Raw genomic sequence first — 15174 nt, 5'->3', positions numbered from 1 at the left:
TATATCAAAACATTTTAAATCAGTATTATAAATTATGAAATGATAATTTAGTTGATTTAAATGATGAACAACAAAGATTACAATTAATATCACGAATTGAATATAATCGATTGCTTGTAAATAAAAAAGATGAACAATGATTAGCAACTAATTATTTTCTTTATGATTTTCAAATTGCTTTAATTAATAAATTAAAGTTAAGAAGAAAACTTAAAAAAACAAAACATTTAATTGTCATGGCAACAGGTGTTGGTAAAACAGTAGTATCTGCTTTTGACTATTTAAATCAAATCAAAGAAAATAATAATCAAAAACCTTCAATTTTATTTTTAGCACATCAAAGAGAAATTATTGAACAAGCAATTATTACTTTTCGAAAAGTAATAATTTATAAAAAATTTGCAACTATTTTAAATAGTAAACAAAATAATTTTCAAGAACAATATTTATTTGTAACAGTACAAACTGTACATAGACATCTAAATAAGTTTAAACGTCAACAATTTGATATTATTATTTTTGATGAAGCTCATCATTTGGCTGCCAAAACTTTTCAGACAATTTTTAATTATTTTCATCCTAAACAAATTATTGTTTTAACAGCAACACCAGAACGAGAAGATAATAAAAACATTATTAATTATTTTGATAATGAGTTTGCACATGAATTACGATTGTGAGATGCAATTAATGAAAAACTTTTATCACCATTTGATTATTATTGTATTGATGACATTACTGCTGATTTAACTGGTATTGATTTAAATAATGATCAACAATTATTTAAAAAATTAAATACTGAAGCAAGAAATAAGTTATTATTAGATGTAATTAATGACTATATTGGGTTTTATAGTAATCGGATTTGTTTAATTTTTTGTATTAACATTACTCACGCACAAATTGTTGCTAGATTTTTGCAAAATCAGGGCTTAAAAGCAGACTTTTTAACAAGTAAAAATAAAACTAATCGTAGTAAAATAATTAATGATTTTAAAAATAGAATTATTAATTATTTATGTGTAGTAAATATTTTTAATGAAGGAATTGATATTCCTGAAATTGATAATATTATTTTATTACGACCAACTAATTCAAAAACAGTATATTTACAGCAATTAGGAAGAGGATTGAGAAAAACAGAAACTAAACATTGTTTAGAGGTTTATGATTTAATTACTAATATTGATAAAAAATATGACATAACCATTGGTATTAAAAATCTTTCTAAATAACATATTATAAATTTTAATAAACAATTACCTAATAGTTTTAATTTACCTTATGGATGTACTATTACTTTAGAACCAAGAAGTCAAAACGTCATTTTAACTAATTTAAAGCAATGATATCAATCACGAAAAAAATTTATTTAGTAATTCAATCATATTATCAACTTTATAATGATAATGCTATTTTTAAAATATTAATTGATTATGATTTGACAATCGAAGAATTTTATAATTTTTTAAATGATTTTTATTTACGAATAGCAAAAAAAAATAAAAAATTATCAAAACCATGATAATGATACTAATCGTAATCAAAATATCTTAAAACAATTCTTATTTTTAAATGATTATCAAATAGTTAATTATTTTTATTTAAGATTAAGTCAAGAATTAGATACTGAATTAATTAATTATCATTATGACAATTTATTAATAGCATCATTAGTATATGAGGTTACAAGTAATAAAGTATTTAATCGTATTTTTCCAAATTTTAATGAAATACCATGTTTAGTTACAAATTTCATTGAAAATAACAAATTGGTTGTTAATTAACTAAAAATTATTCTTAAATATAAACTAGATTATGAAACATTATTACTTAATGAACATTTTAATCAAGATTATCCTTTATTATCTTATCAATCAACATTTACTGTGCATCAGGAACTATGTACAATTAATCGTGTTAATTTTAATAAAAACCTTGGACCTTTAAAAATTATTGCCTTTCAAGCGGGTCATTTGACATTTAATGAAAATAAATCAGTAATTTTTGCAGATATTGACGGAACAAATTATGGTAAATTAACTAGTTGTAATAAATTAATAAAAGAATATTACTGATCAATACCAGAAAATAAAACGATTAATTCAAAATTAGTGAAAGATTTACAAAATAATAATATTGAAAAAATATTATTATTAAATAATGATTGTAATAAAAAATTTAAAAATCTTGCTTTAAAGTTGTATGACTTTATTGGTATTGGTCAATATCAATTAACAATTAAGAGTAATTATATTACTATTAAATTTTTAGTAGAATAAATAATATTTTATTTTTTTAATTCTTTAGACATATTCCATAAATAAATTTTTTAAAAGTCAATTAATAATTTAAAATTTATTTTATAATTTCTTTATTAATAAATTAATAAGGTGTTGATAAAAATGAATTTTGAAAATTTAAAAAAATTAAAAAATGAACAATTTTATAGATATTTTGGTATAAAACGTTTTCATTTTGATGAAATGTTAACAAAATTAATTGAAATAGAAAATTTAAAAAAAACTAAAGTTAGAAAATATAAACTTTCAGTTGAAGAAAGATTGGTCATGACTTTAGTATACTGAAAAGAATATTATACTTTTTTCCAAATGAGTATTAAATATAAAATGAGTGCATCAAGTTGTTTTCGAAATATTACTTGAGTAGAAAATAAACTTAGTGATGACAAAGATTATCAGTTTTTAAAAACAAAATATAAATCAAAAATTGAGAAAAAACAAGAAGATTTAAATGAATTTCAATTTTATTTAATTTATTCAACTGAAATTGAAATTGAAAGACCAACTAAAAAAAATACAGTTAGAATATTTTTCTGGTAAAAGTTGAATGTTTTCTATAAAATTTCAAATTATATATGACTTTTTTAATAAAAAAATTGTTGATATTTTTGCTGATAATGGAAAAGTACATGATTTTCAAATATTAAAAAATTCAAATCTTGAATTTTCAGAAAAAACAATAATTATTGGTGATTTGGGATATCAAGGAATACAAAATATTTATAAAAATACTATATTACCAATTAAAAAAACTAAAAATAAAAAATTAACTAAACAAGAAAAAATCTACAATAAAATTATTTCAAAAATTAGAATTAAAGTTGAACATGTTTTTGCTTGATTAAAAAGATTCAAAATTTTAATAAATAAATGTAGAAAAAGTATATTTAGACTTATGTAATTAAGATTTAACTTACTTTGTGAAATTTTTAATAAAACAAAACCATTAAAATAAAAAAATATTTTTAATATTTTTTTAAAAATTTAAATTTTTATCAAGTTAATATAAAAATAATATTAACAATTTTTGTGTTTGAAATATCAATTTATTTTTAAAGTATTTTTTTAAAAATATTAACTTCTATAATTATTAACACTAAAAAATTTATAAATATTATTATTGACAATTGATTAAATTTATTTACGGAATATGTCTTTTATATAAAATTTTAATGATTTTAATTTTAAAAAAATAATGTTTTTTTATGATAATTAGGTTGACAATAATTATGGCATGTTGTACTATTGTTATTGTCCCAAAAATAAATGGGTTACAAACTAGAAAAAACAATCTTTGAAAACTAAATAGAACAAAAATTAATCCGTCAATTTTTTATTAAAAATTAAATAAGTTAGACATCATCTTTTAAAAAAAACAATTTTATTGAGAGTTTGATCCTGGCTCAGGATTAACGCTGGCGGCATGCCTAATACATGCAAGTCGAACGAAAGTAGCAATACTTTAGTGGCGAACGGGTGAGTAACACGTATCTAACCTACCATTTAGTGGGGAATAACTGTTGGAAACGACAGCTAATACCGCATATGTTATTTATTTGAAATGATAAATAATGAAAGGAGCATTTGTTTCGCTAATTGATGAGGATGCGGCGCATTAACTAGTTGGTAAGGTAATGGCTTACCAAGGTAACGATGCGTAGCCGATCTGAGAGGATGAACGGCCACATTGGGACTGAGACACGGCCCAAACTTCTACGGAAGGCAGCAGTAGGGAATTTTTCACAATGGGCGAAAGCCTGATGGAGCAATGCCGCGTGACTGATGAAGGTCTTCGGATTGTAAAGGTCTGTTGTAAGGCAAGAAGTGCTAGAATAGGAAATGATTTTAGTATCGACCATACCTTACCAGAAAGCCACGGCTAACTATGTGCCAGCAGCCGCGGTAATACATAGGTGGCAAGCGTTATCCGGATTTATTGGGCGTAAAGCGTGCGTAGATGGTTTTGCAAGTCTGAGGTTAAATTTAGGGGCTCAACCCCTAACCGCCTTGGAAACTACATTACTAGAGTATAGGAGAGGTTAGTGGAATTTCATGTGTAGCGGTGGAATGCGTAGATATATGAAGGAACACCAGTGGCGAAGGCGGCTAACTGGCCTATTACTGACGTTGTGGCACGAAAGCGTGGGGAGCAAATAGGATTAGATACCCTAGTAGTCCACGCCGTAAACGATGAGTACTAAGTGTTGCCATGAGGCAGTGCTGTAGCTAACGCATTAAGTACTCCGCCTGAGTAGTATGCTCGCAAGAGTGAAACTCAAAGGAATTGACGGGGACCCGCACAAGCGGTGGAGCATGTGGTTTAATTCGAAGCAACGCGAAGAACCTTACCAGGTCTTGACATACCTTGCGAAGTTATAGAGATATAGTAGAGGTTAATAAGGATACAGGTGGTGCATGGTTGTCGTCAGTTCGTGTCGTGAGATGTTTGGTTAAGTTCAGCAACGAACGCAACCCTTGTCCTTAGTTGCCAGCATTAAGTTGGGGACTCTAAGGAGACTGCTAGTGTAAGCTAGAGGAAGGTGGGGACGACGTCAAATCATCATGCCCCTTATGACCTGGGCTACACACGTGCTACAATGGCTGATACAAAGAGTCGCTAAACCGCGAGGTCAAGCAAATCTCAAAAAGTCAGTCTCAGTCCGGATTGAAGTCTGCAACTCGACTTCATGAAGTCGGAATCGCTAGTAATCGCGAATCAGCAATGTCGCGGTGAATACGTTCTCGGGTCTTGTACACACCGCCCGTCAAACCACGAGAGTTGGCAATGCCAGAAGTCAGTGTCCTAACCGCAAGGAGGGAGCTGCCAAAGGCAGGGTTGATGATTGGGGTTAAGTCGTAACAAGGTATCCCTACCGGAAGGTGGGGATGGATCACCTCCTTTCTATGGAGTTTAGTTTCTAATAAGAAACCAAGACAACAAAAAAAATTAGATGGATGATTTATTGGATTACTTCTTTTGTTCTGTTTAGTTTTCAGGGATTGTTTTCTCTGAGCAATTGTTCTTTAAAAACTAGATAATAGACATCTTTTAAAAAAAATAAGATAATTTTTATCTTGCAATAGGATATTCTAAAAATAAATTATTAAGAGCGTATGGTGGATGCCTTGGAATTGGAAGACGATGAAGGACGCGATTACCTGCGATAACCTTCGGGGAGCTGGAAATAAGCTTTGATCCGGAGATGTCCGAATGGGGAAACCCACTATCTTTAATGAGATAGTACTGTACAATGAATTCATAGTTGTGGAGAGTGATACCTAGAGAATTGAAACATCTTAGTACCTAGAGGAAAAGAAAGCGAATGCGATTCCCTTAGTAGCGGCGAGCGAAAAGGGAGCAGCCTAAACCAGTCGTCAGACTGGGGTTATAGGACTGTCTATTAGGTTCGACCTATGAAGAGTTACAAAATTTATATATAGCAGAAGTTGTTGGGAAGCAACGCCATAGATGGTGAAAGCCCAGTATGCGAAATGTATAAATCTCTTGACAGTATCCTGAGTACGGCGAGGCACGTGGAACCTTGTCGGAATTTGTGCAGACCACTGCGTAAGGCTAAATACTAACCAATTACCGATAGTGAACCAGTACCGTGAGGGAAAGGTGAAAAGTACCCCGAGAGGGGAGTGAAATAGTTTCTGAAACCATATGCTTACAACAAGTCGGAGCCCGTTAATGGGTGACGGCGTGCCTTTTGTAGAATGAGCCGGCGAGTTACGATTACATGCAAGGTTAAGTTGAAAAGACGGAGCCGAAGTGAAAGCGAGCCTGAATAGGGCGTTTAGTATGTGGTCGTAGACCCGAAACCAGGTGATCTAGCCATGAGCAGGTTGAAGTTAATGTAACAGTTAATGGAGGACCGAACCAACGTTCGTTGAAAAGACCGTGGATGACTTGTGGCTAGCGGTGAAATTCCAATCGAACCTGGAGATAGCTGGTTCTCCCCGATATAGTTTTAGGACTAGCGTCAGAATTAGCGCAATGGAGGTAAAGCTCTGAATGTATGATGGCCCCACCTCGGGGTACTGAATGCAATTAAACTGCGAATGCCATTGTTACATATCTGGCAGTCAGTCTATGGGTGATAAGGTCCATGGACGTGAGGGAAACAGCCCAGATCATCAGCTAAGGTCCCCAAATCAATGCTAAGTGGAAAACGATGTGGAATTGTTCAGACAGCTAGGAGGTTGGCTTAGAAGCAGCCATCCTTTAAAGAGTGCGTAACAGCTCACTAGTCGAATGATTCTGCGCGGAAAATGTACCGGGGCTAAGCATTGTACCGAAGCTATGGGTCTGTATATATGTTTACATATATTGTGGGCGGTAGGGGAGCGTTCTAATCTGCGACGAAGTTAGACCGGAAGGACTAGTGGAGCGTTTAGAAGTGAGAATGCCGGCGTGAGTAACGATTGAAGGTGATAATCCTTCATGCCGATTGACCAAGGTTTCCTGGGCTAGGTTCGTCCACCCAGGGTTAGTCAGGACCTAAGGCGAGGCCGAAAGGCGTAGTCGATGGATAACAGGTTGATATTCCTGTACCACCATAGTGACTGATGGAATGACGGAGAAGGCTAAAATGTCCCAGTGGTTGGTAGTGCTGGGCTAAGTACAAAGAGGGTTGTGTAGGCAAATCCGCACAGCGTTAACCTTGAAGTACGATGGGGAGTGAACAGTTCGCTTAGTAACGAAGCATTTGATGCCATACTTCCAAGAAAAGTTTCTAAAGACATCACCATGGTGCCTGTACCGAGAACGGACACACGTGGTCAAGGAGAATATCCTAAGGCAAGCGAGATAACTATAGCTAAGGAACTCTGCAAAATAACCCCGTAAGTTAGCGAGAAGGGGAACTCATAGCAATATGAGTCGCAGTGAAGAGGTCCGGGCGACTGTTTAGCAAAAACACAGCTCTCTGCTAAGTCGTAAGACGATGTATAGGGGGTGACGCCTGCCCAGTGCTGGAAGGTTAAAGAGATTTGTTAGCGTAAGCGAAGCTTTGAACTAAAGCCCCAGTGAACGGCGGCCGTAACTATAACGGTCCTAAGGTAGCGAAATTCCTTGTCAGGTAAGTTCTGACCCGCACGAAAGGCGTAACGATCCGGACGCTGTCTCGGCTATAGACTCGGTGAAATCTTAGTACCTGTGAAGATGCAGGTTACCCGCGATTAGACGGAAAGACCCCGTGGAGCTTTACTACAACTTGATATTGAATTTTGGTGTAGTTTGTACAGCATAGGTGGGAGACGTTGATATGCAGACGCTAGTAGGCATGGAGTCACCATTGGGATACCACCCTTGCTATATTGAAATTCTAACTTGAGACCATAATCTGGTCTAAGGACAGTGTCTGGTAGGTAGTTTGACTGGGGCGGTCGCCTCCTAAAAAGTAACGGAGGCGCCCAAAGGTACCCTCAATATGAATAGAAATCATATGTAGAGCGCAAAGGTAAAAGGGTGCTTGACTGCGAGACATACAAGTCGAGCAGGAACGAAAGTTGGGCTTAGTGATCCGGCGGTGCTGTGTGGAAAGGCCGTCGCTCAACGGATAAAAGTTACCCCGGGGATAACAGGCTAATCTCTCCCAATAGTTCATATAGACGGGGAGGTTTGGCACCTCGATGTCGGCTCATCGCATCCTGGAGGTGTAGTAGCTTCCAAGGGTTGGGCTGTTCGCCCATTAAAGCGGTACGCGAGCTGGGTTCAGAACGTCGTGAGACAGTTTGGTCCCTATCTGTCGTGGGCGCAAGAAATTTGAGGAAAGCTGTTCCTAGTACGAGAGGACCGGAATGGACCTACCTCTGGTGCACCAGTTGTCACGCCAGTGGCACAGCTGGGTAGCTATGTAGGGCATGAATAAGCGCTGAAAGCATCTAAGCGCGAAGTCAGTTCCAAGATGAGATTTCTCATTCGAAAGAAGTAAGATTCCTTGAATACTACAAGGTTGATAGGTCAGGTGTGTAAGCATAGCGATATGTTCAGCTTACTGATACTAATAGATCGAGGATTTATTGAAGAATATATTCTTTATTGCAAATCAAAAGTAATCAAATTTAAAGATGTCTGTTTCTAGTTTTTAGGGAGCAATTGCTAAACTATTTGGTGTCCATGGCGGAGTGGTCACACCTGTTCCCATCTCGAACACAGCAGTTAAGCACTCCAGCGGCGAAAATACCAGCAATGGGAAAATAGCACGATGCCAAATTTTTTTGTTTGTGTTAGTATTTAATTTAAAATTTAAATTTTTTTTATGTTAAGATTGAGAGTATTAAAATGTAAAAAAGATTTTAAGAAAAAAAGAGAAAAAAATGGATAATATTGAAAAGAAATTAGATAAAAAATTATATATTAGACATATTCCGTAAATAAATTTAATCAATTGTCAATAATAATATTTATAAATTTTTTAGTGTTAATAATTATAGAAGTTAATATTTTTTTATTTTAATGGTTTTGTTTTATTAAAAATTTCACAAAGTAAGTTAAATCTTAAGTGCATAAGTCTAAATATACTTTTTCTACATTTATTTATTAAAATTTTGAATCTTTTTAATCAAGCAAAAACATGTTCAACTTTAATTCTAATTTTTGAAATAATTTTATTGTAGATTTTTTCTTGTTTAGTTAATTTTTTATTTTTAGTTTTTTTAATTGGTAATATAGTATTTTTATAAATATTTTGTATTCCTTGATATCCCAAATCACCAATAATTATTGTTTTTTCTGAAAATTCAAGATTTGAATTTTTTAATATTTGAAAATCATGTACTTTTCCATTATCAGCAAAAATATCAACAATTTTTTTATTAAAAAAGTCATATATAATTTGAAATTTTATAGAAAACATTCAACTTTTACCAGAAAAATATTCTAACTGTAGTTTTTTTTAGTTGGTCTTTCAATTTCAATTTCAGTTGAATCAATTAAATAAAATTGAAATTCATTTAAATCTTCTTGTTTTTTCTCAATTTTTGATTTATATTTTTTTTAAAAACTGATAATCTTTGTCATCACTAAGTTTATTTTCTACTCAAGTAATATTTCGAAAACAACTTGATGCACTCATTTTATATTTAATACTCATTTGGAAAAAAGTATAATATTCTTTTCAGTATACTAAAGTCATTATCAATCTTTCTTCAACTGAAAGTTTATATTTTCTAACTTTATTTTTTTTAAATTTTCTATTTCAATTAATTTTGTTAACATTTAATCAAAATGAAAACGTTTTATACCAAAATATCTATAAAATTGTTCGTTTTTTAATTTTTTTAAATTTTCAAAATTCATTTTTATCAACACCTTATTAATTTATTAACAAAGAGATTATAAAATAAATTTTAAATTATTAATTGACTTTTCAAAAATTTATTTACGGAATATGTCTATTGGAGATAAAATTGGATTCATAACAAATATTATAAATATTATTTGAAGTGTAATTATTACAATTATTTTAGCAACAGCAAGTAGTATCATTTTAAAAGTTTTACAAAATATGAACGCACTTCATTAACATCAGGAGTTAGTACAACATTTATTGTTGGATTGATTTTTTGACTTTTAATTGCTATTTGATTTTCAATTGCAATAATTATTATGCGCAATAATGTTTTAAAAGGGAATGCTAATAGTGGTTTAGCTGTTGGAATTGTAACTTTGGTTTTAGCAGGTTTTTCTTTAATAACTATGGTTTCATCAAATTTTAATTTTATTAGTGGTATTAATATTATTTTTTTAGGACTTAATATTGCTTCAGGTGTATTATTAATTATTGGTAAATATCTTCCGGTTACTAATAAACCAGAAGAAGTAGTTTCTATGGTAAATGAATAATTAAAAATATTTAATAAATTGTATAAATAAGGCTTTAGAAATTAAAAGCCTTATTTTATTTTTTATAATTTAAAACCATAAGGATAAGTAATGATTGGAAAATTTGGTTTATCATCATCATGCTTTTTTTATATTGTATGTTATCAATTCATAAATAAAGGTATTGTAAACCAATACTAATAATTAACAGAAAGATAATAGTAGTAACTAATATTCCTACACCATATTTTTGGTAGTTGAAAAAAAAGTAAGGATAACAAGTATTAATATTTTCTCCTTGTTTAACACGTAGTACACCACGAACCATTACCATTACTACATAAAAACAAGGAGAAAATAAAATAAATCACATATAAAGTTTATGATGATTTTTTAGTGAATAAAAATCACGTCCACATGATAAAGCAAAATTTAAAATCATAACAATTGGCATAATTAGATTTAGGATTATTTTTTTAAATCATAAATAAATATCAGTTCCATATTTACTTCTTTCTTGGTTATTGCTAATGATACCTATTCAAAATACTAACATTGTAATTGTAATATAAATAGTAATGCTTAATAAAATATAAAAACTTGGTTTTGAATTTTCTTTAAATTTACTTTCAAATAAAAAAGCAAATAAATAAATGAGTACTAAATAATTAGTTTGAGTTGTAAAATAAAAATAATAAATTGCCAATCTTTCAGTTGGTTTATCAACATTAGGAACAATGAAAGCATTGGGATAATTAATAGTAATTATTAAATCAAAAATTAAGAATAAAGAAATAATAAGTAGACCAAATAAACGTCAAATAAATTTAATAAGATTTCTTTTTTTAATCGGTGGTAATGTTTAGTAATCTGTGTAACTTACAAAAATAACTATGTTTATTTAATTCTAGTAAATAAAATTAAATAACTAGAAAGAGTTAGTTACTTATGTCTAAAAAACAAAATATTAATAATAATGATCCAATATCAAAAGCAGTAGATTTATTACTAGAAAATACTGAAGATTTAACAACAGTTTTTAAAGAGGGAGGTTTATATAAAGAATTAACAAAAAGATTAGTTGAAAAAATGTTGAATTCTGAAATGCAAAATTATTTAGGATATGAAAAAAATCAACATAATACTAGTGAAAATGCTCGTAATGGTATAAGTTCAAAAAAATTAATAACCCAACAAGGTAAAATTGAGATTAATGTACCACGAGATTCGTAATAGTAATTTTGAGCCAGTAATAGTTGCAAAAAGACAAAGAAGATTTGATGGTTTTGATCAACAATTTCTTTCATTATATGCCAAAGGCATGACTTTATCAGATATTAGAATGCAGTTACAATAGTTATATCATGGTGCTGATATTAGTGAAAGTGTTATTAGTCAAATTACTGATGATTTTATTGATGATGTTAAAGCATGACAAAATCGGCCATTAGAAAGTGTTTATCCGATTGTTTATTTTGATTGTATAGTAGTTAAAGTACGACAAGATAAACGCATTATTAACAAATCAGTTTATATAGCACTAGGAGTTGATTTAGAAGGTAAAAAAGATGTTTTAGGTTTATGAATTAGTGAAAATGAAGGTTCTAAGTTTTGATTATCTAATTTCACAGAAATGAAAAATCGAGGCTTAAATGATATTCTTATTGCTTGTAGTGACAATTTAACAGGAATGTCAGAAGCAATACAATCAGTTTATCCTAAAAACGAACATCAATTATGCATAGTTCATCAAATTAGAAATAGTTTAAAATATGTTTCATACAAACATAGAAAATCACTAGTTACAGATTTAAAACCAATTTATAGTGCATGTAGTGAAGAACAAGCAATGCAAGCTTTAGAATCTTTTGAAAGTAAATGAAATAAACAATATCCTCAAATTGCTAAATCATGATATAAAAATTGAGATAATTTAATGTTTTTTATTAGTTATCCTGCAGAAATCAAAAGAGTGATTTATACAACAAATGCTATTGAATCTGTTAATAGTCAATTACGAAAAGTTATTAGAAATAAAAAATTTTTTCCAAATGATATGGCAGTTTTTAAAATATTTTACTTAGCAATTGAAAATATAACAAAAAAATGAACAATGCCCATTCAAAATTGAAATACAGCAATTGCTCATTTTATTATAAAATTTGAAGATAGAATTAATCTAAACTAGTAACTTTGTAAAAAGATACACAGATTTTTAAAAAGCCATTTTCGGTAATGTTTAGTAATCTGTGTAACTTAGTGATTTTACAACTAAAATTTATTTAAAAAACACAGTTTTTAGGAAAGTCCCCTATTTTTCCTTGTTTAACACGTAGTACACCACGAACCATTACCATTACTACATAAAAACAAGGAGAAAATAAAATAAATCACATATAAATTTTATGATGATTTTTTAGTGAATAAAAAGCACGTCCACATGATAAAGCAAAATTTAAAATCATAACAATTGGCATAATTAGATTTAGGATTATTTTTTTAAATCATAAATAAATATCAGTTCCATATTTACTTCTTTCTTGGTTATTGCTAATGATACCTATTCAAAATACTAACATTGTAATTGTAATATAAATAGTAATGCTTAATAAAATATAAAAACTTGGTTTTGAATTTTCTTTAAATTTACTTTCAAATAAAAAAGCAAATAAATAAATAAGTACTAAATAATTAGTTTGAGTTGCAAAATAAAAATAATAAATTGCCAATCTTTCAGTTGGTTTATCAACATTAGGAACAATGAAAGCATTGGGATAATTAATAGTAATTATTAAATCAAAAATTAAGAATAAAGAAATAATAAGTAGACCAAATAAACGTCAAATAAATTTAATAAGATTTCTTTTTTTAATCGGTATTCACTACTATTTTTTAAATTCATATTTTTTCTCCTATTTATATTAGAATTAAATTTAATTAAATTTTTGATAGGAAATTTAATTTTTTATTATGATTGAATATGCTGCTTATTTAGTATATCAAGTTTTTTCTTATCACTATTAATATTTACTAAATGATCATTTAAAAAACTTAATAAGTTAAAAAAATTAACTTATTAATTATTTAATCTTGATTTTTTGGTAATAAAGTTTATTATTAATGTTAAGGATATAATTTTTATCCTTATAATTTTAATGAATATATAAGTAATTATATAGATATTAAAATTATATATGTTGATTTAACAAAAAGTTTAATAATTGATTATATATCCTTAGTTTTATTTTATTAAAACTAAGGATTTAAGTATTTAATAAAATATGCTTAATTTAATATTATAATTATAAACACAAATAATAGGTAAAAAAGGAGTAATCATAATGGCAAATTTCTTATCTTTTAGTTTTAAAAAAATAAGTTTGGCTTTGGCATTATCTCTTACTAGTAGTTTAATGATAGTTACTAATCATCAATCTAATATTAGTAATGTTAATGACAGTAACAAACTTTCTGGGCTTCATATTACTGTTAAGGAAAATAATAAAAATTTAATTAGTGAAGCTAATACTTGAAATTCAATTAATAATAAGTATGAAGATTTTATTAGATTGCATAAAGAAGTAATAACAGAACAATTTAATGATTGATCAGACCTTATTAATAAGGTTAATAATAATTCAAATGATGATATTAGTAAAGAAGTTAATAAGAAATTTAAGGAACAAATCGAAAACAAAACTAATAATATCTTACCAGATAATGGTATTAAATATTTTACTGATAAAGTTATTGGTCGTAGTGTTGCTAAACAAATTTTTAATGATATCGCTAGTTTTGGTTATGTTTATGTTGGTTACCATGATAATAGTTTACCAGCACAGATTAAAAATGGTATTTTTGCAACGGTAAATCCTAGGGCAGATTTTAATAATTATTTTAGTATTCCTTATATGATTAAACCAAGCGATGATTTTTTAAATAGTCATAAAAGCGTTCAAGATCGGTTAGCAATTTTACCACTTAATAATGGTAATCCCAATGATACTAATCAACCAATGTTAGCTATTTTAGCAAAAAATAAAAATGATAAGAATGAACAATTATTAATAAATGATAAAAATGATGAAGTTTTTGATAATGGTTCAATTAGTTATGCAATATTAAATCATAAACCAGACGATCATTTAAAATCAACTAGTTTTAATGTTAGTGTTAAAGATAGTGGCTATAGTAAAACTATTAAGTTAACAAATAATAGTTCAAATATTCAATTTACTACTATTAGTAATGAAAAAGTTAAAGAAAATCCTGTAATTACACCTCAATATTTAGTTCAAAATAATTCACAAGATAATAAAAATACATTAATAGTTATGAATAAAGCTATTGAGAAAGCTAAAGTAAATATTAGTGATTCACAACAACATTGACTAAAATGAAACGTTGATTCACAAACTTTACAAAAAGCAAAAAATGATTCAGGAACACCTATTAAAGATGGTGATAATTTAAATCTTAATCAAGGAAGTAATTTTCAAGTTTATTGTATAGGTTTAGATACATCTTACTTACAACGTCAAGCCGCTTCTGAACAATATATTACTGTTTATAGAAGCAATACAAAAATACCTAATTTTCCAAATTGTACTGATTTTTTTGAAAAAACTAATAATTTATTAGCAGGTTTTCAACAATATTTAACTAGTGCTACTAATAATAGTATTAAAATTGAAGATTTAAAAAATAATGCTGCTGGTTATTTTTTATCATGATTTATTCAATATCAAGGTGATATTACTAAACAAAATTATGTTAATTATTTACAAAGTAATAATTCAGATCGTCCCTGAGATGTTAATATACCATTAACAACTAAAATGTTAGTTAATAATTGAAATATTATTATCATTTGTGGCTTCATTATTAGTTTTTTAACTATAATTCCAATAGTTGTTGTTATTATTCGTAAAAAGAAATATCTAAAATAAAGTTTATTATTTTTAAGTAGTACTTGTTAAAATACAATATATTATATAAAGATATAAAATGATAAGTGTAAAAAATGTTATTACTTGTTTT

Annotated in this window: 12 protein-coding genes, 3 rRNA genes and 1 pseudogene; 12 read left to right on the top strand and 4 right to left on the bottom strand. The window is 28.7% G+C overall.

The features are described 5' to 3' along the window. Positions 1 to 110: 110 nt before the first annotated feature. From ABWV63_RS07260 to rrf, 8 genes are all read left to right on the top strand, one after another. Complete coding sequence (locus ABWV63_RS07260) at positions 111 to 1235, top strand: DEAD/DEAH box helicase (protein ID WP_353305805.1); 1125 nt, start codon at positions 111 to 113, stop codon at positions 1233 to 1235. Positions 1236 to 1345: 110 nt separating this feature from the next. Next, the gene (locus ABWV63_RS07255) at positions 1346 to 1528 is read left to right on the top strand and encodes a hypothetical protein (RefSeq protein ID WP_353305804.1); all 183 of its coding nucleotides are present in this window, start codon (positions 1346 to 1348) and stop codon (positions 1526 to 1528) included. Positions 1529 to 1889: 361 nt separating this feature from the next. Next, on the top strand, positions 1890 to 2282 hold the full coding sequence (locus ABWV63_RS07250; protein WP_353305803.1) for a hypothetical protein: 393 nt from the start codon (positions 1890 to 1892) through the stop codon (positions 2280 to 2282). Between the two features lie 123 nt (positions 2283 to 2405). Next, the gene (locus tag ABWV63_RS07245; protein WP_353305802.1) at positions 2406 to 2843 is read left to right on the top strand and encodes a transposase family protein; all 438 of its coding nucleotides are present in this window, start codon (positions 2406 to 2408) and stop codon (positions 2841 to 2843) included. 7 nt (positions 2844 to 2850) lie between these two features. Then, the gene (locus ABWV63_RS07240) at positions 2851 to 3204 is read left to right on the top strand and encodes a transposase family protein (protein ID WP_353305801.1); all 354 of its coding nucleotides are present in this window, start codon (positions 2851 to 2853) and stop codon (positions 3202 to 3204) included. Positions 3205 to 3683: 479 nt separating this feature from the next. After that, a 16S ribosomal RNA gene (locus ABWV63_RS07235) occupies positions 3684 to 5205 on the top strand. A 192-nt stretch (positions 5206 to 5397) separates the two neighbouring features. Continuing rightward, positions 5398 to 8335: ribosomal RNA gene (locus ABWV63_RS07230) — 23S ribosomal RNA — on the top strand. Between the two features lie 82 nt (positions 8336 to 8417). Then, a 5S ribosomal RNA gene (rrf, locus tag ABWV63_RS07225) occupies positions 8418 to 8524 on the top strand. The 16S, 23S and 5S rRNA genes sit together here, the layout of an rRNA operon. Before the next feature lie 234 nt (positions 8525 to 8758). On the opposite strand, the gene ABWV63_RS07220 is transcribed toward rrf, so the two are convergent. Both ABWV63_RS07220 and ABWV63_RS07215 read right to left on the bottom strand, forming a co-directional pair. Beyond that, positions 8759 to 9166 carry a transposase family protein gene (locus tag ABWV63_RS07220; RefSeq protein WP_353305800.1) on the bottom strand — a complete coding sequence of 136 codons (408 nt, stop codon included), beginning with the start codon at positions 9164 to 9166 and terminating at the stop codon, positions 8759 to 8761. 129 nt (positions 9167 to 9295) lie between these two features. After that, positions 9296 to 9451: a transposase family protein gene (locus tag ABWV63_RS07215; protein WP_353305799.1), complete on the bottom strand. Its 156-nt coding sequence runs from the start codon at positions 9449 to 9451 to the stop codon at positions 9296 to 9298. Positions 9452 to 9700: 249 nt separating this feature from the next. Between ABWV63_RS07215 and ABWV63_RS07210 the strand changes: the two genes are divergently transcribed. Beyond that, entirely contained in the window at positions 9701 to 9835 is a 135-nt protein-coding gene (locus ABWV63_RS07210; RefSeq protein WP_353305798.1) for a hypothetical protein, read from the top strand. Between the two features lie 83 nt (positions 9836 to 9918). Beyond that, positions 9919 to 10155 (top strand): hypothetical protein, encoded by a 237-nt coding sequence (locus ABWV63_RS07205; protein WP_353305797.1) that lies wholly within the window; start codon positions 9919 to 9921, stop codon positions 10153 to 10155. 55 nt (positions 10156 to 10210) lie between these two features. On the opposite strand, the gene ABWV63_RS07200 is transcribed toward ABWV63_RS07205, so the two are convergent. Further along, positions 10211 to 10840 (bottom strand): Pr6Pr family membrane protein, encoded by a 630-nt coding sequence (locus ABWV63_RS07200; RefSeq protein WP_353305796.1) that lies wholly within the window; start codon positions 10838 to 10840, stop codon positions 10211 to 10213. Between the two features lie 242 nt (positions 10841 to 11082). Between ABWV63_RS07200 and ABWV63_RS07195 the strand changes: the two are divergent. Then, a pseudogene (locus tag ABWV63_RS07195) lies at positions 11083 to 12322 on the top strand (IS256 family transposase). Between the two features lie 94 nt (positions 12323 to 12416). Here ABWV63_RS07195 and ABWV63_RS07190 read toward each other — a convergent pair. Continuing rightward, the gene (locus tag ABWV63_RS07190; RefSeq protein WP_353305795.1) at positions 12417 to 12611 is read right to left on the bottom strand and encodes a hypothetical protein; all 195 of its coding nucleotides are present in this window, start codon (positions 12609 to 12611) and stop codon (positions 12417 to 12419) included. 864 nt (positions 12612 to 13475) lie between these two features. Between ABWV63_RS07190 and ABWV63_RS07185 the strand changes: the two genes are divergently transcribed. Next, entirely contained in the window at positions 13476 to 15083 is a 1608-nt protein-coding gene (locus ABWV63_RS07185) for a hypothetical protein (protein ID WP_353305794.1), read from the top strand. Positions 15084 to 15174: the final 91 nt, after the last annotated feature.

The sequence above is a fragment of the Spiroplasma ixodetis genome (assembly GCF_040369795.1).
GTDB lineage: Bacteria > Bacillota_I > Bacilli_A > Mycoplasmatales > VBWQ01 > Spiroplasma_E > Spiroplasma_E ixodetis_B.
The sequence above is the reverse complement of the archived record's forward strand: the minus strand, read 5'-3'. Positions and strand labels throughout refer to the sequence as shown.